The 24,796-nt window shown below is 57.6% G+C and carries 19 protein-coding genes; 2 read left to right on the top strand and 17 right to left on the bottom strand.

What is annotated here, in order from left to right:
- Positions 1 to 27: 27 nt before the first annotated feature.
- The 5 genes from C4S72_RS11015 to C4S72_RS11035 form a co-directional block, all read right to left on the bottom strand.
- Positions 28 to 624 (bottom strand): UbiX family flavin prenyltransferase, encoded by a 597-nt coding sequence (locus tag C4S72_RS11015; protein ID WP_104003176.1) that lies wholly within the window; start codon positions 622 to 624, stop codon positions 28 to 30.
- Positions 612 to 2,588 carry a TRAP transporter permease gene (locus C4S72_RS11020; protein WP_104003177.1) on the bottom strand — a complete coding sequence of 659 codons (1,977 nt, stop codon included), beginning with the start codon at positions 2,586 to 2,588 and terminating at the stop codon, positions 612 to 614. Before C4S72_RS11020 ends, C4S72_RS11015 begins: the two co-directional genes overlap by 13 nt.
- Positions 2,585 to 3,625, bottom strand: a complete 1,041-nt coding sequence (locus C4S72_RS11025) for a TAXI family TRAP transporter solute-binding subunit (protein WP_146071900.1) — start codon at positions 3,623 to 3,625, stop codon at positions 2,585 to 2,587. The genes C4S72_RS11020 and C4S72_RS11025 overlap by 4 nt, the downstream gene beginning before the upstream one ends.
- A gap of 179 nt (positions 3,626 to 3,804) precedes the next feature.
- Positions 3,805 to 5,277: an aldehyde dehydrogenase family protein gene (locus C4S72_RS11030; RefSeq protein WP_104003179.1), complete on the bottom strand. Its 1,473-nt coding sequence runs from the start codon at positions 5,275 to 5,277 to the stop codon at positions 3,805 to 3,807.
- 90 nt (positions 5,278 to 5,367) lie between these two features.
- A complete protein-coding gene (locus C4S72_RS11035) occupies positions 5,368 to 6,804 on the bottom strand; it encodes a UbiD family decarboxylase (RefSeq protein ID WP_200826751.1) in 1,437 nt (478 codons plus the stop codon).
- A gap of 116 nt (positions 6,805 to 6,920) precedes the next feature.
- Here C4S72_RS11035 and C4S72_RS11040 point away from each other — a divergent pair, with 116 nt between their 5' ends.
- Positions 6,921 to 7,841, top strand: a complete 921-nt coding sequence (locus C4S72_RS11040; RefSeq protein ID WP_104003180.1) for a LysR family transcriptional regulator — start codon at positions 6,921 to 6,923, stop codon at positions 7,839 to 7,841.
- A gap of 84 nt (positions 7,842 to 7,925) precedes the next feature.
- Here the strand turns inward: C4S72_RS11040 and C4S72_RS11045 are convergent, their stop codons facing one another.
- From C4S72_RS11045 to C4S72_RS11075, 7 genes are all read right to left on the bottom strand, one after another.
- On the bottom strand, positions 7,926 to 9,146 hold the full coding sequence (locus C4S72_RS11045) for an alpha-hydroxy acid oxidase (RefSeq protein ID WP_104003181.1): 1,221 nt from the start codon (positions 9,144 to 9,146) through the stop codon (positions 7,926 to 7,928).
- A gap of 10 nt (positions 9,147 to 9,156) precedes the next feature.
- Entirely contained in the window at positions 9,157 to 10,902 is a 1,746-nt protein-coding gene (locus C4S72_RS11050; protein WP_104003182.1) for a thiamine pyrophosphate-requiring protein, read from the bottom strand.
- A gap of 455 nt (positions 10,903 to 11,357) precedes the next feature.
- Positions 11,358 to 12,305 carry a phasin family protein gene (locus C4S72_RS11055; protein WP_104003183.1) on the bottom strand — a complete coding sequence of 316 codons (948 nt, stop codon included), beginning with the start codon at positions 12,303 to 12,305 and terminating at the stop codon, positions 11,358 to 11,360.
- A gap of 331 nt (positions 12,306 to 12,636) precedes the next feature.
- Complete coding sequence (locus tag C4S72_RS11060; RefSeq protein ID WP_104003184.1) at positions 12,637 to 14,274, bottom strand: arylsulfatase; 1,638 nt, start codon at positions 14,272 to 14,274, stop codon at positions 12,637 to 12,639.
- A 26-nt stretch (positions 14,275 to 14,300) separates the two neighbouring features.
- A complete protein-coding gene (locus C4S72_RS11065; protein WP_104003185.1) occupies positions 14,301 to 15,485 on the bottom strand; it encodes an MFS transporter in 1,185 nt (394 codons plus the stop codon).
- Between the two features lie 175 nt (positions 15,486 to 15,660).
- Positions 15,661 to 17,040 carry a DUF1329 domain-containing protein gene (locus tag C4S72_RS11070; protein WP_104003186.1) on the bottom strand — a complete coding sequence of 460 codons (1,380 nt, stop codon included), beginning with the start codon at positions 17,038 to 17,040 and terminating at the stop codon, positions 15,661 to 15,663.
- Between the two features lie 12 nt (positions 17,041 to 17,052).
- Positions 17,053 to 18,708 (bottom strand): DUF1302 domain-containing protein, encoded by a 1,656-nt coding sequence (locus C4S72_RS11075; protein ID WP_104003187.1) that lies wholly within the window; start codon positions 18,706 to 18,708, stop codon positions 17,053 to 17,055.
- Between the two features lie 368 nt (positions 18,709 to 19,076).
- On the opposite strand from C4S72_RS11075, the gene C4S72_RS11080 reads away from it, so the two are divergent.
- Positions 19,077 to 20,168: an amidohydrolase family protein gene (locus C4S72_RS11080; protein ID WP_200826752.1), complete on the top strand. Its 1,092-nt coding sequence runs from the start codon at positions 19,077 to 19,079 to the stop codon at positions 20,166 to 20,168.
- Positions 20,169 to 20,224: 56 nt separating this feature from the next.
- Here the strand turns inward: C4S72_RS11080 and C4S72_RS11085 are convergent, their stop codons facing one another.
- The 5 genes from C4S72_RS11085 to C4S72_RS11105 all read right to left on the bottom strand — a co-directional run bounded on the left by C4S72_RS11085 (position 20,225) and on the right by C4S72_RS11105 (position 24,787).
- Positions 20,225 to 21,211 carry a fumarylacetoacetate hydrolase family protein gene (locus C4S72_RS11085; protein ID WP_200826753.1) on the bottom strand — a complete coding sequence of 329 codons (987 nt, stop codon included), beginning with the start codon at positions 21,209 to 21,211 and terminating at the stop codon, positions 20,225 to 20,227.
- 192 nt (positions 21,212 to 21,403) lie between these two features.
- Positions 21,404 to 22,360 (bottom strand): NAD-dependent epimerase/dehydratase family protein, encoded by a 957-nt coding sequence (locus C4S72_RS11090; protein WP_104003188.1) that lies wholly within the window; start codon positions 22,358 to 22,360, stop codon positions 21,404 to 21,406.
- Positions 22,357 to 23,343, bottom strand: a complete 987-nt coding sequence (locus C4S72_RS11095; RefSeq protein ID WP_104003189.1) for a fumarylacetoacetate hydrolase family protein — start codon at positions 23,341 to 23,343, stop codon at positions 22,357 to 22,359. Before C4S72_RS11095 ends, C4S72_RS11090 begins: the two co-directional genes overlap by 4 nt.
- Positions 23,344 to 23,385: 42 nt before the next feature.
- Positions 23,386 to 23,964: a cupin domain-containing protein gene (locus C4S72_RS11100; RefSeq protein WP_104003190.1), complete on the bottom strand. Its 579-nt coding sequence runs from the start codon at positions 23,962 to 23,964 to the stop codon at positions 23,386 to 23,388.
- Between the two features lie 19 nt (positions 23,965 to 23,983).
- Positions 23,984 to 24,787: a cyclase family protein gene (locus C4S72_RS11105; protein ID WP_104003191.1), complete on the bottom strand. Its 804-nt coding sequence runs from the start codon at positions 24,785 to 24,787 to the stop codon at positions 23,984 to 23,986.
- Positions 24,788 to 24,796: the final 9 nt, after the last annotated feature.

Raw genomic sequence — 24,796 nt, forward strand, 5'->3', positions numbered from 1 at the left:
ATGACTATTTGCCCTGGAGTCTGATTCTCAGGACTGGGGGTGGGACTCTCGCCAGCGCCGGACGATACCGAGTTCGATATCAAACAGATCCAGCACCCGCCCCAGACTGTGATGGACTATGTCGTCCAACGATTCAGGGCGGGCATAAAAGGCAGGGACCGGCGGCGCAATAATGGCGCCAACCTCGGATAGCGCCGTCATATTGCGAAGATGATTGGTATGCAGGGGCGTTTCCCGAACCATCATCACCAGGCGTCGACGCTCCTTGAGCACCACATCGGCTGCCCGCGCGAGCAGCGAAGATGTGGTGCCGGTAGCGATCTCCGACATGGAGCGGATCGAACAGGGTGCGATAACCATTCCCATCGTTTTAAAAGAGCCGCTGGATATGGCGGCTCCTATATCCCGGTTGGAGTAACAGGCCGTAGCCAGGGACTTTACATAGTCCAGCTTGAGATCGGTTTCATGAGCCAGGGTCACCACCGCCGAGTCGGTGATGACCAGGTGGGTCTCTATCGGGGTATCCCGCAGCAACTCAAGCAGGCGAACGCCATAGATAACACCGGATGCTCCCGATATGCCGACCACCAGCCGCTGCGGCCTGTTTGCCGTTACTGCCTGCATACGGATTTCTCCTTCGCCGAGCCCGCCTGGTTTATGCCGGAGCTGGCTGCATCTGCCGATCGGAAAGCATATCCATAGATCAGCAGCACAACTGCCAGCCCATAGCCGACCGCGGACAGCTGTGCCGAGGGCAGCACAATCAGCGCAACCGAAACAAGCGCCAGGGCACGGGCAGGCTTATTCAACGGTCTACCCAGCCAGCCCACAATCACAACGGCTATCAGCGCTGTGGCGCTCAAGGCCTGGGCAATCGCAATACCGACCTCCCACCACTCTCCCCAGAGCACCAGTGTCGGCTGCAACAGCATGGTCCAGGCGATTGCCATTCCGGGTAACGCCAGCCTGAATGCCTGCCAGCCAGCCTTGTTTGCGTTGCAGCCAGCGACACTGGCACCCGCGTAAGCTGCCAACGCAACGGGGGGCGTGACATTTGCCATCACTGCGATATAGAAGATGAACATGTGCGCAACCAGCGGGTCGAAGCCAAGTTCAGCCAATGCCGGCGCGACCAGGATCGCGGCCATGATGTAGGCAGACGTTGTCGGCATACCACAGCCCAGAATCAGGCAGGCCAGACCTCCGAACAAAGCAGCCAGCCAGATGTTGCCACTGGCCATATCCAGAATGACCGCGGTGAACTTGGTACCCAGACCGGTCATGCTGATGACCATCACAACAATGCTGGCCAGGGCGCACGGAAGTGCCACCACCACCGCCCTTTCACTGGTGCGGATGAGCGCTTCAATCACGGTACGCAGCGACTGACGGGTGCCTTTACGCAAGCTACCCACTACCACTGTCAGTATCGATGCCTGGATGACCGCCGACACGACGTCGTAACCACGCGCAATCTGCGTGACCAGCCAGACAAGGGGCAACAGCATGTGCCAACGGGTAATCAGGGACGCCTTTAACGAACCTGCCGCAGCCAGAGCGATCGGCTGTATCCCCTGGAGTCGCGCCTGCAGATGCACAGCGACCATGATGCCAACCAGGTAGGCGAGAGCGGGAATCAAGGCGCCTAGGGCCACGGTGGAATATGGGATTTGAAGGAAGTCGGCCATGATGAAGGCCGCGGCGCCCATGACCGGCGGCATAATCTGCCCCGCCGTTGAAGCGGCCGCCTCGGTCCCGGCGGCAAAGGTCGGCGTGTATCCCGCCTTTTTCATCAGCGGAATGGTGAAAATGCCGGTACTCATCACGTTAGCGACAGCACTGCCCGAGATTGATCCGGTCAACGCCGAGGAGACAACCGAAGCCTTGGCAGGGCCACCTACGCGGCGACCGGTCAGCCAGAGCGACAGGTCCATAATCAATCGTCCGCCGCCAAACGCATCGTAAAGAGCCGCGAACAGGATGAAATAGAAAATCACCTCGGCCGACACGCCTGTAGGCACGCCGAAGAGCCCACTCTGCCCCAGGAACAGAGTATCGAAGAAGATATCCAGCCCTTCAATGCGATGACCCAAGATGCCGGGAATCCAGCTACCGAGCAGCTGATAGAGGATAAACACCGCCGCCAGCACCGATAGACCTGCGCCCAATCGGCGACGCGAGATTTCCAGCACCAGCACCAGCAGCAATCCACCCAGCAGATAGTCGCTCCAAAGTACCGGATCCAGCTCAGGTATCCGGTCATAGAGTCGCTGTAGGTCTAAGGCGATATAGGCAACAGGCAGAAGCGCTATGGATGCCAGGACCAAAACCAGCCATGAAGGAGCACGCTGACGCAGAGCCAGGGCAATACCCAGGGCACAGGCAAAGCCCAAATGCCCTGAGCGGCGTACCAAAAGGTCAATTTCCGGCCAGATCAACAGCGCCAGCTGAAAGATAACCCAGCCAAGTGCCAATATATTTACCGGATGGGATAAAGCCCTCCAGCTCACCAGAGCCGTCTGTGAAGACGCCTCTGGATCGCTGCTGACCCCATCATCTGCAGAGGGCGACTTAGGATCCTGTCTCATTTGATCCACCCCTGCTCACGATAGTAGCGCGCCGCCCCCTCGTGCAGAGGCAGACCGATCAGCTTTTCATCCCAGGCGCTCGTTGCGCAGTCAAATGAAGCCAGCGCCTTGTGGCCGGCCTTGAAGGCGTCCTGGTGCTCACAGATCGACTTCACAATCGTATATGCCGTCAGATCGTCCATGTCTGTGCTGGTCATAATACTTGTCGTCGTAAACGGCAGATTTTTCGGCTTGTCCTGTCCACGATAAACACCTGCCGGAAGCGTCGCGGTGTTCCAGCCGTAATCGGTGGTCAGGAGATTCAGAGTCTTGTCGCTTAACTGCAGGAAGGTGATATCGCCACTTTCAGCCATCTCGGTAAAAGTCGGCTGACCACGCATCATGATCTGAAGGAATAGATCGCCACGGCCGGAGGCAAACGACGATTTCACTGTATTGAAGTCAGTGAAGGTGTAGTTACCTCCATTGTCTTGTACTTTCTCTTCGGAGGCCCCTATCAGGCCCATGACCTGCTCACCGGAGTACGCTCCAAAACTACCTTTCTTTAATAAAAGAACCTCTGGAGAAGGATTGTTTTGGATATATTCTTCCAGTGTATCTGGACCATCTGCTTCGTTCGCTACTATGCCCAGATAAGCACTATCAAGCCCACCAACAAGGCCACGGAGATTATCGACGGGTTTATCGTAGAAAAACTGCCCTCGCTGAGCCCAGGAATTCACAACACCGAACCCCAGGCCAATATCAGCCTTGCCCCGCGATACCAGAAGCGGGTTCGCAGTACCACCACCGCCTGGCGGCGTATCAACTGTACTGCCTTCAGGCAGGTTCTTGCGCAGCAGTTCTCCGAGAGTTACCCCGTAAACATACCAACTTGAGCCAACCCGGAAAGTCGTGACTTTCAAGTTAACGGGCTCCTTGAGTGACTCGGCAGCCTGTGACACAGAGCCCGCTGCCATCGTGATAGCGGCAAATGCATACGCGGCTACTTTCTTGCTCGCTTTCTTGCTCGGTGTGTTGATTTTAATTTTTATCATCTCATCCACCCTCGAAGTTCTTATATTAAGTTTTTGCGATTTATTTCATTTAATTCTTTCTAGAAAAATCTATTTAAAGCCTTTGCCTTTAAATAAAACGGTGTTTGATACCTGTATTCGAGGTAACAATATCTACCTATTATTTCCGCCGAATAGCGCCTCCATATGGATGCGCTCTTTTAACCAAGCCCGACAACGCCTACGTTCTGATAGATATGTTTAACTTCGCAGAAGTCGAGTAACGCATCATATCCGTGCAGCCTGCCTATGCCCGAACGGCGGTAGCCGCCGGTTTCGGCCTCGGCGAAAAGCCGGTTGTGGTCGTTGATCCATACGGTGCCGTTACGCAGAGCTCTTGCCATACGCCAGGCCGTATCAGTTTGATTTGTCCATACGGACGCGGAGAGGCCATAAACAGTGTTGTTTGCCTTCTGCACTGCATGAGCCTCATTGGAGAAAGGTTCTAATACGAGAAGGGGACCAAAAATTTCCTCCTGACAAAACGGCGCATTATCGTCGGAATGGGCAATCAGTGACGGCGAGAGAAAGGCACTCCCTTGGGGACCGGAGATCGGGGCACCGCGCAGTACGACCTCGTCTGCAATATCGAAGCTTTGCTCAATTTCACCCCATACCCTATCACGCGATTCTGCATCGATCAGCGGCCCCATATCGGTGCTGGCCTCGAGACCATTACCTATACGCGCTTCTGAAAGTGCCGCAGCCAGAGCCTGTTTCATCTCCTGCAGCCGGCTTTCATGGACCAGCACACGGCGAGCTGCGGTGCACTGCTGACCAGAGATGATCAGTGCAGCCGCCGCGATTTTCGGCGCGACACTGGCGATATCAGCATCGGGCATTACGACGCAGCAGGACTTGCCTCCAAGCTCCAGCGAGAGCTTCTTCATGGTGGGGGCCGCTGCAGCCATGATCTTCTGCCCAACCAGATTGGAGCCGGTAAAACTCACGACATCCACATCTTCATGGGTGGTCAACAGCTCGGCAGCTTCATAGCCTGTTTCAAAAATCAGATTGACCACGCCGGCGGGTATTGCCGCATCAGCGATCAACGGCGCCATACAGGCGGCGGTAAACAACGCGGTCTGCGATGCAGATTTTGTAACCGTGGTGCAGCCCACAGCGAGTGCCGGAGCCAGTGATCGGATCAAAAGAACGGCGGGAGCGTTCCAGGGAATAATCAGAGACGCTACACCTGCAGGTTCTCGCATCATCACCGAGACTTCACCCGGTGCCACCTCCTGCGCATGACCAGGGTTATGGCGCGCAAGGCCTGCGTAGTAGCGGATTTCGGAGATAGCACCCAGCATCTCACCCTTCGCCTGCTGCAGCGGTTTACCATTGGTACGCGTCAACAGGTCGGCCAATGATGACAGGTCGCGCTCGAGCGCATCGGCCCAGCGTAGAAGTGCCAACTGTCGTTCACGCGGTTGTTTCGGCCAGAGTGTGCTATCGAAGGCGTGACGCGCGGCTGCAATCGCCGCTTCTGCCTCGGCCCTGCCTCCGGCGGGGAAGCGTCCGATTAATTCACCCGTAGCGGGGTTGATAGACAGCGCCTCTGCCCCACCCTCGCTCGCTTCTCCCCCAATTGAATGGAGGGCCTGGTAGCGGCCAGTGTTGTCGTTATTCTGCACGTTTAAGCCTCTTATTATATTTGTACGTATCGCTTAGCTGTTGCCGATAGACAGTGGACTCAGGAGCTGGATCTCCTTTCTCATCCCCTGTTACTGATACATCCATGCTCCCGGATTGCCCGACTGATCGAGCGCCATAGAAAGGTCTATCTCCTGTTCGCCCGGCACGCTGATCCGCTTGAATCGGAAAGCCGGAGCATCGACGGGAACCGTTGCATCGAGCCCCATTTTGGCGCCCAGACCCTCATCGTTCGACGGATCGAGTTTTGAGCCCTGCGATCCCGCCACCACAAGCAGATCGGTATCGGCCTGGAATCTTGTAGCAACCGCCCACTCGACCATCTCGGCATCGTAAATATCGACATCTTCATCGACAACAACGACTTGCTTGATGTCATAGTGCGCAGCGAAGGCCGCCATGATGACATTCTTAACCTCCCCCCGCTGCCTTGGCTTCATCTGGACATAGAGGTGGTAGCGGCAGGTTCCACCCGGCGCCAGATGCACATTGCTGACACTGGGGAACATCGACTGGATCGTATTCAGGATTGTCGCCTCACGCGGAATACCGCCGAGGATCAGATGTTCCAGGCCTCCGCCCACGATCGTATGGAACAGCGGGCGCTGACGGGTTGTGACGCAGTCTACCTCCACCACGTGGCGATCTGCCCGGGCGCCGTAATATTGCGGGAACTCACCGAAGGGGCCTTCCGGACGCATTGTATTGGCGAGAAGACGGCCCTCAATCACGATTTCGCATTGCGCGGGGACGAAAAGCTCCTTGGTTTTGCACCGAACCACGTCCAGAGGTGCACCTCCGAGCGCGCTGGCGATTTCCAATTCATCCACATCGATCGGTACGATCGCCTGAGAAGCCAACAGACATGCAGGGGACGCCCCAATAACGATCGCAACCTCAAGATCCTGCCCTGCTTCTTCAGCGGCGGTGAAATAGGCCAGGGTATGGCGTGGCAGCAGCAGCGCTCCCAGCTCACGGGGACCTGACACCTGCAGCCGGTGGATCGAGACGTTTTGCAGGCCCGTGCGCGGGTCGCGACAGATCATCAGCCCCGCAGAAATATAAGCGCCGCTGTCATGTTCGTTATGGGTGGGGATTGGTAGCATGCGCGTCAGATCAACCGCCTCGCCTTCGTGAACCACCTCCTGACAGGGACCAGCTTCCAGCGTCTGGCATGCCACAGGCCGCGCCGCTGCGCGCTGGAACTCACTGAGCAGCTGGTCAGGCTCAATGCCCAGAGCTTCTGCCATCCACTCCCGTCGCGACAAAAGTCCGGATATCACCGTGCCCTCGGCACAGCCTTCCGGAGCGGGAGCTACCAACGCTTTATCTCCATCCAGTCGATTGGCCAATCCGGCGACACCATAGCGCAGCGCCGCACCAGGTTTCGCCACAGCCAAACGGCCAGTCTCATTCAAACGGGTCAGCCAACTGCGAAGATCCATATCTCTACGCTCGGCTTTGTTGATCCCGGCACTCGTATCATGCCACTTGTAAGCTGCCATCATTCGATTCCTCCTAGCTTCAGACTCAGGCTAGAAGAGCACTTTGATAATTTCTATTAATATCTATTTATGTTATGTATTGTAAAAAATGATACCTAAGAATAAGAGATGCTCTAGCAATGGAACTCCGTCAACTTCAATATTTCACGGTGATCTACGACGAAGGCTCACTGACGCGCGCAGCACAGCGACTCAATGTGGTTCAGCCCGCGCTGAGCCAGCAGCTGTCAAAGCTGGAAGAAGAGTTGGGTCGTCCGCTTTTCTTACGCACACCCAAAGGAATGATCCCGACGGAGGCAGGTATCCAGGCCTATCCACTTTTTGCCGGGGTACTGAGCGACATAAAATCGGCCAAACAGCAGATTGAAGAAAATAGCAGTAAGGTGCAGGGCAATGTCTCAATCGGCGTCGTGCATACCGTTTCTCACAACGTCCTGGCAGACACACTCGTCAGCTATCATCAGAAATATCCGGACGTCCAGGTAAGAGCCACCGGAGGCTACACCACCGACTTAACCGAGATGCTGCGGACATCTCAGCTGGACCTGATCGTCATTAACGCACCGCCTCAGGCACGCAACCCGGATATGATCGATATCATCTGCGAAGACCTGGTTTTGGTTGGTGCCGCGGATACGCCTTTGCCACTGCCCGTCCCGGTGGACTATGCCTCGGTTAACCAGTTGAAGCTGGTTATCCCGTCACCGCGCCATGGCTTGCGCTACATCATGGATAGCGCGGCCTCCAAGCTCGATTTTGCCCTCAGCCCGCGCATGGAGTTTGATGACCTAAAGCCCATTGAGGACTTCGTCGGGCACTCCGACTTCTTTACCATTCTGCCGCCGCTGACGGTCCACCGGGAACTACGCGCAGGCCGGCTGAAAGCCTACCCGATCGCTTCATCGATTCCACGACGTCTGATCTATATGTCATCGAAAAACCGGCCGCTATCCCACGCCGCCGAGTTACTCATTGAAGAAATCCGCGAGAGAATGATCGATGTCTCGCACGAGATATCGGCTTCCCTCGACATGGGATAAACGACCTAAAAGGTCACCGCTAGAAAGACTTGATCAGAGAACAGCGGTGAGAAACACCGCTGCGGTTCTCACGCGCCACGCAGCTTAGACTCCGCTGACGCCAAAGGGAGATCGATGCCGGTAGGTCACATTGGGAATATCCGTCACATTCCAGGCACCGGACTGCGCCATAGCCACCGCGAACTCCTCACGGATCAACTCCGCAAAATGCTCCCCGCCGCTATCGCCCAGCGCCGCAAGCGCGTACAGAAAAGCTCTGCCGCAAAAGACAGCCTCTGCCCCCAGCGCCAGCGCGCGCACCGCATCGAGCCCTGAGCGTACGCCACTGTCAAAAAGCAGGTGCGCACGCCCATCGATACGGTCACGTATAAGCGGCAACATATCCGCAGGACTTGGCGCAGCCTCGGACTGCCGCCCACCATGGTTCGACACCAGAATACCGTCTACACCGGCCTGGACTGCCGCTTCAGCATCATCCGGATGAAGCACGCCCTTTACGATCAGCGCCCCATCCCACGCCCGGCGCATCCGTGCTATCTCTTCCCAGGAGAAACTCCCGACCAGCTCTTTCTGCACAAAACCAGCGACCTGGTCGAGGCTAGGACGCCCCTCAACATAGCGCTCTATATTGGCGAACTTGGGCGATCCATGGCGCAGCAGGGCCCCAACCCAGGCAGGTGAAGTCGCCACCTCATACACGGTACGCGGTGTTGGCCGAAACGGTACGACAAGACGGTTGTGAAGATCACGGGGCCGCTTCGCACGAACCGGGGCATCGAGCGTCGCGACGATCGCGGTAACGCCCGCGGCCTTGGCGCGCGCTATCAGATCGAATGTCACCTTGTGCCCGTCGCGGGGAAATCCATAAAGCTGCAGCCAGGTGTTTCCTGCAGCTACAGACGCGACCTCCTCCAATGTCGAGTTAGCCAGAGTCCCCGTAATATAGGGCAGGTTGCCAGACCGGGCCGCCCTCGCCAGCGCCATACTGGCCCCAGGCCAGATCAGCGCGTCCATCCCGGTAGGCGCTATGCCGATGGGCGCAGCATAGCGGCGCCCAAATATTTCAGCGGATGTATCGGCTCGGCGCAGGTCGCCATAACGTGGAACGATCTCGACGGCGTCGAGCCCGCGTCGATTCACATCAAGACCGTAGTCAGCGCCGGTTCCACCTTGAACAAAGTCGAACGCAAACTTCGGCACCCTTTTGCGTGCCCGAGCTTCCAAAAACTCATAGGTCGGAGCGGCATACGTCATTCGCGCCGCTTGTCCGCTGCGCGACCCGGGGCCCCATGCAGACTTCGCCATGCTGCCCTCCTTAATAGTCGCAGATCACATTGATCAGCGCCTGGCGTCCTTCTCTCGTCGCCGCCAAAGCTCGCTCGATGGCCGGCTTCAGCTCCTCTACGGTTTCGACCCGAAGCCCGAGCCCTTCGGCTCCCGCCAGGGTTTCAAACGCCGGAGTCGGGCTCAAGTCAGCCAACATGCGCCCGGCACTCTTTGAGGAGTGACCGCCGGGATACATTGCGAGGGTCGAGTTTCGCACCGCACCGTGCAGGGCGTTGTTATAGATAATAGTGAGTACCGGCAAGCCCTGAGCCTGCGCGACCCAGTGGCTGGCGGTCGGGTTAGTAAAGATGTAGGCGCCATCCCCCATGGTGCAGATAACATCCTTTTCCGGGCTGGCCAGCTTGATACCCAGTGCCGCGCCCAAACCCCATCCCAGACCGCCGGCCGGCGAGAGACCGAAATAGGTACCGGGCTCTGTGCGAGAGCAATGTTCCACCCGAAGAGGATACTCGTTGACTATAACCGCATCCGGGTCTGCCACCTCGCCTATGACGCGGCTTATATATTCGGGGGTGAGGTGCTCCTTAGGTTCGCTCTCTGTGCGGATGCGAGCCTGAGCCGAAGCAATACGCTCAACCAGCAATCCGCGACGCGACTCTGCAACCGGAAGTTCTTCACCTAACTCCGCCAGCAAGGATTCGAGTACATCGACCGAGCGAGACGCCATCGACATATCCGACTGAAAACTGCGCATTGGATAGCGTGCAAAAATGGGATCCTCTCCCACATGCACAACCTTCGCGTCGTCCGCAGGCTCTGCAATCTGCGGAATCCAGGGAACGTCACAATCGAGCACCAGTATAAAATCAGCCTCTCGAACCCAAGGCATCGGATCCCCTCCCGCATTGAAGGGGTGATCAGTAGAGATCGAATTGAACCGCTGGTGATAACTGGTCACCGGCACTGCATATCGGTTGGCGAACTCGGCAAGCGCCTGAAAGGTCTCTGAGTCTCTGCCTGTACTTCCGGTGACAATCAGCGGCCGCTCGGCTTCACGCAACCAGCTGGCGATACGTTCGATATCCTGAGCCGCCGGCATCGACTGCGCCACTGCGGGACGCATTTTAGAACGTCCCTCCGCTGAGGAGTCCGGCGCGGCCAGAATATCCCGGGGTAACGTCAGGTAAACCGGGCCTTTGGGAGATGAGTTGGCTACTTCTATGGCGCGATTAACGACATCGCCCACCTGATCTGGCAGGTGTAGCTCGTAGTCCCACTTAACGGCCTCGCGGATCATGCCTGCCTGATCAAACATTTCCTGCGCCCAATGTATGTAGCGCGTCCGCGTGCCCAGATGACCTTTTTCCGAATAGGGTGAACGCCCTGCCATCAGGAGCATCGGAATCTGCTCACGGCTGGCATCAAGTACGGCGTTGATAGTATTGGCGGTCCCGACGTTAACGTGCACCATGACCGCCTGCATTTTACCCGTGGCCAGGTAAACCCCATGAGCCATCGCTACGGCTGTATTTTCATGAGGAACAACGATGGGCTGCGGCAACTTCCGCCCCTCAGCCTCGGCTTTACAGTAAGCCTCAACGATTGGTGGAAAGTCAGTCCCACCATTGGCAAATATATAATCGACTCCAGCCTTTTCGAGCTGTGACAGCAGTGTGTCTGCAGCTGATGGAGCTTCTACCTTCGACACATTTTTTAAATAATTATTCATTGCGTCTCCTCCGTCCTGAGGTTGATAGTCGGAAACCATGCCCATAAATTCAAATAATAAATAGATAACTCTGACATCATGAATAGTAATACCCCACTATTCATGGTCAGTTGGCGAGCCTAACGGTCTTTTGCCATAAGAGCACCTCTCTCGATACATCACGCATAAATAGCACCGCAGACAACAGTAACCCGATTCCCGGTTGCATTCGGAGAACGAGAATGAGGTATCGCGGCAGAAGGCAACGACAGAGGCTGCGCAGTAGATCCTGAGTCGACAGTGAAACAGCCCTTCAGGAAACTACCTGCGGCATCAAGTAGCCCAGGTGATGCCGAAAAGCATGCCTGGACATCCGCTTAGGACAGCAGCCTGAAAGCTTGTTTAGACCGGGCAGATTAGCCTTAAAAAAGAAAACGCCCGTCAGCTAATTAGCATGACGGGCGTGAGCTATTCACACTCGGTTTGATTTTCAGCCCGGGGGCTCCCAAGCGTCGAGTGGTTTAGCTGTTCTCGGTAGGCTCTGCCGGGGCTACGGGCGCGTCAGGGACCGCCTTAACTTCCTCGGCAACCGGAGCTTTTGGAGCGGGTTTTACTTCTGGAGCTGCTTTAAGTTCTGGAGCAACTTTTACTTCCGCAGCGGGTTTGGCTTCTGGAGCGGCCTGCACCTCTGGGGCTGCTTTAACTTCCACAACAGTCTTAACTTCCTCAGAGGCCATCTTCACTTCTGGAGCTGCCTTAACTTCGGGAGCCTTGGCCTTTCGAACGGGAGCTTTTGGGGCTGCCTTCGCTTTGGGGGCTGCTTTAGGAGCTGTCTTCGCTGTTGGAGTTGTTTTGGCCTTCGGAGCTACCTTTGCAGCTACCTTAGCCTGTGGAGCCGTTGCGGCCTTGGAAGCTGCTTTAGGAACGGCCTTTGGAGCAACCTTCGCAGCAACCTTGGCTTGTGGCGCTGTTTTAGCCTTTGGAGCTGCTTTGGCCTTTGGAGCGGCCTTTGGAGCTGCTTTCGGAGCGGCCTTGGCTTTTGCAGCTATCGGCGCCTTGGGGGCAGCCTGGGTTTTCGGTGCTTCCGGCTTCACAGTCTCTGTCTGGCCGGGCGTGTACTTAGCCAGGTCGAAGTAGGCGGGTAACCACTCGCCCATACCGGAAAAGCTCTTTTCTACGATGGCGGTCGCCTGCTCTCTAGCTTCGGTCAGTGCGGCCATCTCCTTTTCCGAAACGCTGGTAATCTTGCCTTCCAGCTCCTTAAAAAACTTGATCTGCAGATCCATCGCCTGCTTCGGCTCTTTAACTTCCAACATGGATTTAAGCTGAGCAAGGCTGGCATTGAAGAAATAAGCGAAGTAGTCAGATTGCAGGGATATCAGCGTCTCAGCTGCCTTCTTATTGACTTCGGCCAGTTCTGCGGCGGGCATCATCTTTTCTTTCATATTTTTCATCATACCGTCCTGCATCGCGACTCTCTCATCTCGGATGTTGGTTGAGCGGCTTATTGTGCAGCGCACCATTTTATCCCAAGTTAATGTGCGTCTTTTGAACTGTCAATACTCCCCACTTTTATCAAAAGCACCCCGGCGACTACCCCAGCTCTTTGCATCCAAACAGCCTGGCACCGCTCAAACTTTGTGTGTTTACTCAGAACAAGAGACCATCTCTTCGGAAGACGACAACATCGCCTCCACTGAAGATATACAGGTGGTCCACAACCCTGACCGTCCGCCTCTGATGCAAAAAGCCGCGCATTCGCGCGGCCAAATCGATGAATCCCAAACGACGAAACCGGTGTTACTCAGGACGTCGCACTACCCCCACGCGCTCTGCATATTCAGCCCAGGCCTGCTTCAGGCGCTCCAGAGTTTCCGGCTGACTTGCGGCGAGATCATGGGTTTCACCACGATCAACACTGAGATCGTAAAGCTCCCAGCGCATCTGCTTGCTCTGGCGATCAGTGTAGCCGACCAGTTTCAGGTCGCCTTCGTGGTAGTAGAGGTTGCCGAACAGTTCACCGGCCATTTCGCTTTTTGCACCAGCAGCGTCGGCTTCGCCCAACAGCGCAGACAGCATGGATTGGCCAGTAATCGGGTGCTTGGTCTGCCCCTTGTAGCTGTCGCCAGGCAGCGGTGTGCCACTGAGTTCCAGGAAGGTGGGTGACAGGTCATCCACACGCATACGAGTATTCACCAGGCCAGTGCGGGAGATCCCTTCAGGCAAACGCACGATGGCCGGAACGCTGATGCCACCTTCAAAGCTGGTGATCTTGAACTTGTTCAGCGGGCCGGAGCTGACTTCCGCCCAGCGGATACCGTAATCCACCTGGGAGTTTTCCCGCCCCAGGTTTGCATAGCTGTTATCGGTGTCCGGGCCGTGGGGATAGAAGCGCGTATGGTTGTCGCCCGAGGCGCCGTTATCCGACAGAAACACGATCATCGTGTTGTCGTACTGACCGCTCTCCTTCAGATAATCGATCAGCCGCCCCACGTTGTCGTCCAGGTTATCCACCATGGCCGCGTAGATCTCCATCAGGCGGGCCTGGTATTGGCGCTGCTCCTCATCCAGCTGCTCCCACTGCGGCAGCTTGGGGTTACCCGGAATGCGGTTGGCCGGCTGCATATCCTCAGGATAGAGACCCAGTTCTTTCATCCGCTCTATTCGCGCATCGCGCACCTCGGCATAACCGCCGTCATAAACGCCCTTGTACTTGTCCAGATAGGCATCCGGCGCCTGCAGCGGCCAGTGCGGCGACGTGTAAGCGGCGTAAGCGAAGAACGGCTTGCCGCTGCCCTCGTTGGCCTTGAGATAATCGATCAGTTTGTCGGTGTAGAAGTCGGTGGAGTAGAAATCATCCGGCAGCTCGACCGACTGGCCGTTTTCTCGGTAGGTAACCTGATCCAGTCGCGCCGGGTTGGTGGTGTTGGGTTTGAAGTGGACCGCGCCACCTTCAAACAGGGCGAACGAGCGCTCAAAACCACGGGCATCCGGCCCCTGATCCGCTCCCATCCCCAAATGCCATTTGCCGACCATGTTGGTGCTGTAGCCCGCGTCCTGCAGCAGTTCAGCCAGGGAGTGCGCCTTCTCGTTCAGGTAGCCCTCATAACCGGGTTTGCCCTGATGGAAAGGCTCGTGGGGCAGCGCCTCCGCCATGGTGCCAAGGCCAGCCAGGTGGTTATCGGTACCGGACATCAGCATGGAGCGTGTCGGTGAGCAACTGGCCGCCGCATACATATTGGTCAGTTTCAGGCCTTCATCGGCGAGGCTGTCGATGCTTGGGGTTTCGATCTCGCCGCCAAAGCTGCCGAGGTCCGAATAGCCTAGGTCATCAGCCAGGATCAGCAGAATATTCGGCTTTTCCGTCGCAGCCTGAACGCTGAGAGAACTGGCCATCGCCAGCGCGAACATGGCACCCACCAAAGGTTTAACTGTCATTTAATCTCTACTCCATCTTGTTCTTATTAGGTCGTTGCCGGAACCGGGGCCCGGAATCGAATCAGCGTAACGCACAGCAGGGCAACCAGCAGTTGCGCCAGGCCTACGGCCAACAGCGCGCTGGTCAAAGCCACACCGATCCCACCCGTCATCGCCAGAACAACGAGGGGGCTGGCAAACTCACCACCGAAAAGGGTTGCGGTGAAACCTCCGGCGGCGCGCCCACGCTGCCTGAGTTCAACCTGTGACATGATCCGGGTAATCAGTGTCGGCAGCATAAGACCGACACCCAGCCCATTAATCAGGACCGCCAAGGTTACCAGCATATGAGTCTGAGCGAACGCCATCAGGATGCCGCCGGCACCGGCCAGACTGAATCCGAGCATCAGCAGCGATCCGCTGGAGCGGCTGGATATCAGCCTGAACCCGAGCGCACCAAGCAATACGCCCAGCTGGTTGGCCCCCATGGTCATGCCGATATCCTGGGGCGCATCGATCTGCAGCTGGGTCAGCAGGAAACCCGCCTGCACCGGTACGATAAACAGGCTGATACCGGCCAGGAACGAGAGCAGGTAGAGCGGCGCCAATCCGCCCCAGGGAAAGGTTTCGTCCTGCCCTGCTGCGGCCTGGGCGTGATGTTTGACTGGCTCCCACAGCAGCCAGGCCATCAACGGCAGGAAGATAAAGCCCGCCGCGTAAAGTACAAACGGGGTACGCCAGCCCTGTTCGCCCAGCACGCCGCCTACGGAGATAAACACCGCTGCAGACAACGAGGTGACCACCGCCTGCAGGGCAAAGAGTTTTTCGCGACGTTTGCCGCCGTAGTAATCACCGATCAGCGTTGTGCAGCAGGTCATGATACCCGCCTCGGCAAAGCCAAGACCTGCCCGGCTGATAACGATGCCAACGAGCGAGTCGAGCCAGAACGGCATCAGGCCGAAGATGCTGTAAACGACCATCGATACCAGCAGTAGACGGCGACGGCCGAAGCGGTCGGCGACTAGCCCGGCAAAGGGCGCGGTCAGTGCAATCACCAGCGCGGGAATCGTCAGAGCGATAGGGACCAGCGCTTCCAGGCCCGGCGTACCGACAAAGTGGCTCTGCATCCGCGGCAGCACCGGTGCGATCAGCACCGCGCCGAGCACCGGCAGACAGCTGCCCAGCAGCAGCAACAGGGATTGCGGCAGACCCGCCTGACGTTCAGTGTTCATGATTCTCTCCTTCAATACCACTGCCAGGCTGAACACTGCCCCAGCAGAAAGATGGCGCCGAAAAAAGGGCCCAGGACGCAGCGTTCGAGGGCCTTCAAGGAAGGGGGATATATCTTGCAATCGGGCGGCTACAGCGCTTGTGCAGCCGGCGCTAAAGCCGCCCTTCTATGCCGGTTTAACGTACGCCCCGGCCAGCCATAATGGCGGGGTTGAACTCGGCCGCGCCGTGACGATCCACCAGGCGATAGGTGTGGTCATCGCCGACATAGAAGTTCTGTACGAACCAGGACTTGGAGGTCAGGTCATAGAAGCCACTGGTCATCGGGATGGTGCCTGGCGCCTTCGGGATCACCGCATTCAGGGCCCAGAGGGTTTTCGCCAGCTCGCCCTGCGCATCCCAGCGGTCAGCCAGAGTGGCGGACCAGGTGTCTTCATCGATGTAGTAGCGTGAACGTGGCAGCTGGTGACGCTCGCCCTCTTTCAGGTTCGCCTCTACCACCCAGACGCGGTGCATCTCCCAGCGTACGTGATCCGGGTTCAGGTGGTGTTTGTCGAACGCCGCTTCCGGGCTGTCCAGGTGCTGGATAGCGTTGTTGTTGTACGGAATCAGCATCTCCTGCTTGCCGATCAGCTTCCAGTCGAAACGGTCGAGACGACCGGAGAACACGGTCAGCTCGTCAAAGGACATCACCCCGGCGGTAGCCGGCGTCGGCGTATCACAGCAGGCGTTCGGCAGCTTACGCACACGGCGCTGGCCGGTCAGGTAGACATGGGACTGGCTCTTTTCCGGGTCCACGTTGTTGCGGCCCATGATCTGTTCACCGGCACGGATCGGCGGACCGATATTTTTCAGGCGGAACAGCCAACGGTCACCATCCTTGTCGAACTCTTCCACCGAGCTATCCCGATCGTAGAAAGGCATCTGCATCACCGATTCGCCATCGGTGGTCATCACCGATTGACCATCGGCGGTGATCAGGTAGTGGCGGAAGATCATGTCCGCCGCGAAGCCGCGCCAGAACATCAGGTGGTTCCACATCACCTCGGCCCCATTCTCGGGAATCGGGAAGGGAATACCGGCGAAGGCGCCCTTCACCACCGGTGCACCGTTGATCTCTTCTATCGTGGCGCGGGTGGCGTTGGTAGCCGTGTTCTCATACACCCAGTCCGGAGCCTTGGCGGTACGGACAGTTGGGTACACATCGATGCGGTAAGTGTCCGGGTATAGCTCGAACATCCGCTTGGTGCCTTCGGTCAGCTTGTCGGCATACTCGGCCAGATTGGCGGCCGTAATGCTGTAAAGCGGCTTATCATCACCAAACAGATCGGGAATATCCTGCTCCGCTTCCGCTGCATCCTTGGGGGTATAACCGCCGGTCCAGGCAGGGATCAGACCATCGGCGCTGGCCGCCATCTCGGCACCCAGCGGGGTCAGGCTGTCACCCAGCTTGGCGGCTTCTTCGGCGCTGACGCCGGCCATACTCAGCTGGGCACTCAGGGAACAGACGCCGATGATGGCGACACTCAAGGCTTTGAGTTTAGTTGTAGTTATCATGCTCAAGTCCTCTTAGAAGGTGGTCTTGACGTAAAATGAAATGAAGTCACGGTCAGCGCGGGACTGGTCGAAGGTCAGCTCCTGCACTTCGTCACGCGCGGCTTTTTCGCTACCGTAATAGTGGGTGTACTGCAGGCCCATCTGGATATCGTTCAGGTAGGTGGCGTCGATACCCAGGCTGATATCACCGCCCTCATCAACACCGAAGTTGCTGATGACCGAAGACTTGCCTCGCGGGAAGTAACTGATACCCACCGGAACGCTGATATCCCAGCCCGGGAACGCCTGACGATAGGTCGGGGTGTACACAACCTTTAGACCCCAGGCGTCGCGTTCTGCCTTGGAATCCAGCATTTCGGGGTTATCGGTGATACTCAGCAGGCGGTGCCAGGCCACCTCACCGACCAGGCTCGCTTCCTTGGCGATAAAAGACGGTCCCAGGGACGCCAGCATGTTCAGGTTGACATGGGCGGTGCGGCCAACCGCGTGCAGCGGATCATCCACATAATCGGATGGACGGCTGTCGTCATGCAGCTCTACCGCGTTGGACACCAACGGCATGTCCCAGCGCAGCGAGCCCTCACCGGCAATATTGACGTTGCCTACCGTGGTAATGAAGCTGGCACCTACGGTCTTGATATTCTCCTGATAGAGCCAGGCGTAGTGGCCCAGGTCACCCGCGGCGTAGTTGGCGCCGTATTCGTAGAGAGTCGGTGTACGAGCGTGGGTCTGCATGGCATAGAAGCCATAGTCTGTGGATTCACCGGCATAGCGCAGCTGGATACCGCCCTGGCCGGAGTCGCCCGCTTCGGCGTCGCTGGCCCGGGAGACACGTCCCAGCGGACCGGCGACGATGTTTTCGGCACCATCACCAATGATATCGGCGGTGGAGAAGTAGCTGCCCGATCCCGGCAGGCGGGTTTCCTCCCACTCCAGCTGGTAGAAGGCACCCAATGTCAGGTCATCGGTCAGCTGAAAAGTGCTGGAGAGCTGGTTAACCGGGCGGATCAACTCCTTGAACTGAGTATTCGGTACAGAGAGCGCCTTAACCACGTCCACCGGCGCCATGACACCGGCAACGGCGTTCGCGCCAAAGAACAGGCTCTCACCCCAAACCAGACCATGCTGACCGGCACGCACCGACAGGGCGCGATCGCCGATCAGGCCGTTCCAGTAGACGAACGCATCAAGCAGCTCGACATCGCCGCCGTGCAGATCCGCGGTCGCGTTGGTGAATTCGTTATAGGGAACAGAGGTAGCGTTGGGAGTATCCAGAAACGGAGGGATCGCCGAGCCCGGCTCGCGATCGGTTTTCTTGTGATACACATCGTCATACCAGGCGGCGCCGCTGAAGCGCGCACCGAAGTTTTTATAGCCGATATCCAGCTCTGACAGGATATCCACGCGGTTGGAGATCAACCCCTTGTCAAAGTTCAGGTCGCCATCGTTACCGTTCAACCCGCCGGTACCGTAGATCAGCTCCTCGCTTTGATTCTCCAAACGAAACGCTGTGCTGTATTTGACGGTGTTATCCCACCGCATATACAGGTCCCTGTTACCTGTGTCGATCTCAAATGCCTGGGCGACCGGTACCCCCAGTACCAGAGCCGCTGCCAGTGTCAGCCGGAACGGCGCAGCTGGCCGGAAAACCGCCTTTTTATTGGTCATGAGAACTGAGCCCCTGTTGTTTTTTTTAATTGGGAAATCGCCGCCAGTTCGCCAGACGCTCCCGATCACCCGGGGGTTACCGCGTCTGCCGATTCAGCGATGGGGAGAGGTTCTCTCTAAACGAGGCATCTGACCAATCGTTTATAAAAATGTAACCTATCGGTTTTACGGGTAGTAAACGCCTCTTCAAGATATCCACACAATCGATGGCTTACATGCCTATAAACGATTTATTGGATTGTCCGTCGATTGCATAGATTTATAGCGTCTCGAATTTATTCCCGGGTCGAAGCAGCCCTGAGCTCAGGTTTTAGATCAGCTTAAGTCCTGCTGCGCCGCCCAAGATAATCATAAAAAAAGGGAACCCAATGGACGCCATCCAACTGCATATCTGCGACTCCCGCTGTCCTCCCTCCTGTTCGCTGGCAAACAAGGCGCAACAAGCGGTTAACCAGCGCTCCCGGGCGGTTCAGGTTATCGATCTGCACTGCCACGTATTTGTACCCGATGTCGAAAGGCTGACTGCTCAGGAAGAGCGGCGCCGTCAGGAAAACGCCCGCATGCGGCTGACCACCGGCGAAGCCTCATCCCAATACAACGATGAGCGGATGCTGCCCGACATCGCCGGCAAGCTGGTTGACCCGGGCGCCCGGCTGGAAGATATGGAACGCCTGGGGATCGACCTGCAGGTGCTCAGCCCATCCCCCAGCCACTACTGCTACTGGGCGGATGAAACACTGGCCGAAGCGCTGGTGGATGTACAGAACAACGCTATCCTGTCGCTGATCGATCAGTATCCTGAGAAGTTCAGCGGCTTCTGTGCGCTCTCGTTACAACATCCGGAGCTGGCCGTTGCCCAGCTGGAAACAGCGGTCAAGAACGGCTTTCGTGGCGCAGAGATCTCCACCCACGTGGAAGGCACCCCGCTTAGCTCGCCTGCTTTAGAGCCGCTCTGGGCCTGCGCGGAAAAGCTCGGCGCGGTGATCTTTATCCACCCCTTTGGGGCCGACCTGGGCGATCGCCTGGACACCCATTATCTGTCCAATGTGATCGGCCAGCCGCTGGAAACCACCATTGCGCTGTCACAGCTGATCTTCGGCGGCGTATTCGACCGCTATCCGAATCTGAAGATACTGGCGGCCCACAGCGGCGGCTACCTGCCCTTCTACCCGGAACGCAGCAATCATGGTTATCGGGTGCGCCCGGAAGCACAGACGATGAAGTATGCACCCAGCGAATACCTGCGCCGCATCTGGTTCGATACGCTGGTCTATACACCGGAAGCGGTTCAGGCGCTGATCAATTCAGTCGGCGTGGATCAGGTGGTGGTGGGCACGGATTACCCGTTCGATATGGGCGCCTACGATATTCACGCACTGGTGAATGAGCTGACGGAACTCAGCCCGGAGGAGCGGGAGAAGATTCTCTCAAACAACGCCAAGCGACTGCTTGGGCTTTAAATCCGGACCGAGGACGGTAGTTATCAACTGCCGTCCTCGATGCCTTCAAGATGCCTTCAGAGCGCTTTACAGCGGTTGCGCATCACACCAATTCCGCTGATCTCCCCTTCCAGGCAATCGCCATCCCGCAGGAAACGACCATAGTGACTGCCATTACCGGACGGAGAACCGGTAATCAGGATATCGCCCGGTAGCAGGCGGATGCGGGAGCTCAGATAAGCGATCAGCTTCGCCACCGGGAAGATCATGTCCGAGCAGCCCTCATCCTGCATCACCGCGCCATTCAGGCTCAGTTTGACATGCAGATGCTGTGGATCACCGATCTGCGATGCCGGCACTATAAACGGCCCCATGGGGTTGTAGGTCGGTAACCCTTTGCCCATCACCCAGTCGGTACCGATCGCTTTCATATCGGTACGGTGGATCAGCTCACGGTTGGAGATATCGTTGATGATGGTATAGCCAGCGACATAGTTGAGCGCCTCGGCTTCGCTAACCTGAAAGGTCTCCTTCCCGATCACCACCGCCAGCTCCAACTCCCAGTCCGGCTGCTCAACGTCGGGCTGCAGCAGGATGTCATCATAAGGCCCGCAGATAGATCCCACAGGCTGAGTGAAGACGTAGGGCTCGCCGTGTTTGATCCGCTCGTCCATCGCCTGCTCAGCGGCGCGACGGGTCTCCTCCTTGGACAGATTCTGCAGCCCAGGGTCCCGCCCCTGATCCACGATCAGATCGATGACATGCTTGCGGTAATTAGCGCCTGCACAGAAAAACTGGCGTGGGTTTTCGATCGGAGCGTGTACGCGAAGATGCTGCAGAGAGACCCAGGGTAAACTCGGCGTGGCGAGCTCAAGGTCAGCGTATAGCGCCGGCATCACGGCTTCGAGCGCTACCCGATTTAACTCCCAATGATCGAGAAGATTCCGCATGGAATCAACGGCATAAAGCGGTTTAGCCAGGTTATGGCAGAACGGCAACAGCGCCTGGAGCGCGACCATGCGTTCGCCCAGAACAATACCGGGAAAAGCAGGAGAACCCGCCACTGAAAACGTACCTAGCGCATAGCCTAGAGACGAAGAGCAATCTGGAGATAAAGAGTAATCTAGAGACAAAGGAGCAGCCTTATTATGTTTTGTTTTGCGCTCTTGGCACACTGTATCGGTACAATGGCCATCTGTTAGAAGCTTAAACAATAATCCGGTTATCGGCCCATGCCAAGCGCCACTCCCGCCCTTTTAGACGAGACTGACCGACTGAACAACCTGTTGGTCCAGCGTGCGACGAATCAGGCTTTGCAGATCGCCATCATGTTTGAAACCCGCCGCCAAGGCAGCGCCGGACTCCAGCTCTGGAAAGCGTCCAAACACTGCTTCCAGCGCGTCATCGGGCTGGTATTCAACCAGCGCGGTACGGTTATCACCAAAGCGTTTGGCAAGCGCCTCTACCACGTCGGCAACGGTGAGCCTGAGCACCGGCAGGGTGTAATCGCAGCGCTGTTGCCAGGCTGGATCGCGATCGGTCACGGCGTGAATCAGGTTATCCACACAGCAACCCACCGACATCCACCAGGCCACCGCATCCGGCGACACCGGGCAGATCATCGGCTCACCCGCAGACAGTTTCCAGAACAGGTCGCTCATAAATGCGGAGCGCAGCCCCGACGGCTGGGGCGGCCTGGCAACGATACCGGGCAGGCGCAGAATACGGGCTTCGATCCAGCCACGCCGGTGATAGTCCTTCACCAGCACCTCGACAGCCAGCTTCTGCGCGCCGTAGCTCAGGCTCGGATTCATGGTTGAGTCATCGGTCACCGGATCCGGCATCGGCGCGCCATAAACGGCGATGGAGCTGGAGAACAGGAACACTGGGCACAACCCCTGGCAACGGACTAGCTCCAGCATAGCCAGGGTGGCGCGCAGGTTCACATCCAGACCGAGCTCATAGTGTTCTTCGGCAGCGCCACCGGGAATACTGGCCAGGTGATAGATCACCTCCGGCCTGCTGGCAAACGCCTGCTTCAGCACCCCGGTATCGACAATACTACCGCTGACCGCAGTTATGCGCGGATCATCCGGTAAACCGTCCACCGAGCAGTCCACGACGGTGAGCAGCTCTATCGACCGATCCTTCAGCAAACGGTTAACCAACGCTCGACCGACAAAGCCGTTACCGCCGGTGACCAGCACCTTCATCTTTTGGTATCCGCCTGCACAAAGCGATGATCGATGGCGCCGAAGATCGACTGGCCGTCGCGGCCAAACATCTCGAAACGCAGTCTTTCACCGAAGTGAAGGAAATCGGTTTTCGGCTCACCGCACTCGATCACATCGATGGCGCGGCGCTCGGCGAGGCAAGCTGAGCCCACCTTGTTGTATTTCTCATTGGAGAAGGTACCGCTACCGAGCACCATGCCGGCGCGTAGGTTACGGTTGTAGCACAGGTGCGCGATCAGCTCGCCAAAGCTGAAGTCCATCTCGCCGCCATTGGGATTGCCGAACCACTCGCCATTGCGCGATACGTTCATATCCAGATGCACGCGCCCCTCTTTCCAGTCCTCGCCCAGCTCATCCGGCGTGACAGCAACCGGGCCGAACACGGTGGCCGGTTTGGCCAGCAGGAAGCCGAACCCCAGCTGGATCTCCTTGAACAGATGGGCACGCATACTGACATCGTTCATCAACACCAGCAGACGGACCTTGCTTTCCGCTTCCGCCGGCGTGACGCCCATGGGGGTATCATCGAGGATGACCGCGACCTCGCCCTCAAAATCACCGTTATCGGCCTCTGACGGGAACGGGTAATCCTCACAGGGACCTCGGAAATCGTCGCCCTGGCGCTGAATCATGATCGGTCGGTTATCCTCGTTCTTAATGGTCAGATTGAACGCCTGCTCCATGATGTTGCCATGATTGAGGAAGGCCGAACCATCGACGAACTGATGAGTGCGCGGCAGCGGCGCCATCACCTGGGCCGGGTCGAAAAACAGTGTCTCGCTGAGCTCACCGTTATTAAGCTGGGCATACTGCTGCTGCAGACCGGGCTCAAAATCGGACCAGTTTTCCAGTAACTGCTGCATGGTATTAACGCCCTGCGCCTTGACCGCATGGCTCAGATCACGGGAGACGACCAGCAGCCTTCCATCACGGCTGCCGTCATTAAGAGTGGCCAGTTTCATCCTTTATATCCCTCTTTTAATACTTTTTATTCTTTGCCCGGCTCAGCGGGCTTCGAGTGCTTCGGCCAGCGCCGGATCATAGCGGCCATCGACCAGGATAAAGGCGATGCGGCAGGGCTTGCCGGAGCGGTTGGCCCAGGCGTGATTGGTACCGCGCTGCACCACCACACTGCCCGGTTTTAAAGTGACCACGCCCCTGTCGAGCACCAGCACCAGTTCCCCCTCCAGCAAAATGCCGTAATCCACCGTTTCGGTACGGTGCATCAGCGGATGGGGCGAATCGGACTTCACGGTGGAGGCCTCGACCTCGCCGATCTGGCTGAACGCCGCATCCATCGCCTCGGCGCCGCGGGCGAGAAACTCTTCACTGTCCGGCGGAATATCGACGATGCGGATACGGGTGCCCGATGCCGGTGGCGATAACTGCAGATCGCCCAGGGTGGGATCTTCGCCATTATCCACGACGGCCGGTGTCGCACCAGTGGCCCAGATCTCTTGGAACAGGGTGCCTGGGATCGACTCGATCTCGACCACCTTGGGCGGCGCCCCCTCGCTGGCGACCACGGCATTGCCCTCGGCATCATGGCCGGTGACTACCCGGTGAATCGGTGGAAAGCTCATCGCGGCTTCTCCCTGCCGGTTAATCTTCGTCGAAGATCGCCACGGCACGGGTCCAGCCCGCGGAAGCGCCACGAATCTTGTGCGGGAAGCAGCTGATCATGAAACCGGTGGCCGGCAGTGCTTCCAGGTTATGCAGCTTCTCCAGGTGGCAGTAGCCGATATCGCGCCCGGCCTTGTGCCCTTCCCAGATCAGGCTCTTGTCACCGGTTTCGCGGATACGCTCGGCGGTGTAGCTGAACGGGGCATCCCAGCTCCAGGCATCGGTGCCGGTCAGGCGCACACCGCGTTCGAGCAGATACATGGTCGCTTCATAGCCCATGCCGCAGCCGGCGTTCACGTAATCGTTATTGCCGTAGCGGGAGCCGGCGCGGGTGTTCACCACCACGATATCCAGCGGCTGCAGTTCATGCCCGATCCGCTCCAGCTCCTCTTCAACCTCTTTGGCCGTGACCACGTGACCATCCGGCAGGTGACGGAAATCGAGCTTTACGCCCTGCTGAAAGCACCACTCCAGCGGCACCTGGTCGATGGTCATGGAGGGCTTTTTCTCACCCAGCTTGGCATCCTGGGTGGAGTGAAAATGGTAAGGCGCATCCAGATGGGTGCCACTGTGCGTGGTGCAGGTGACCCACTCCGCCGCAGCTGCCTCACCATCGGGGAAATCTTCCGGCGTGGTACCCGGCAGCATCTGCACAAACTCATGCACGGTTTCGTCATGGGTCTGGTAGGTAATTTTCGGCGCCAGCGGCGGCGGATCGGAGAGAACATCGTTTTCCAGAAAGATCGACAGATCGACGAAACGACGCTTGGGATTGATCGCCATTGTTTGTCT

Source organism: Marinobacterium lutimaris (assembly GCF_900108065.1).
GTDB classification, from domain to species: Bacteria; Pseudomonadota; Gammaproteobacteria; order Pseudomonadales; family Balneatricaceae; genus Marinobacterium_D; species Marinobacterium_D lutimaris.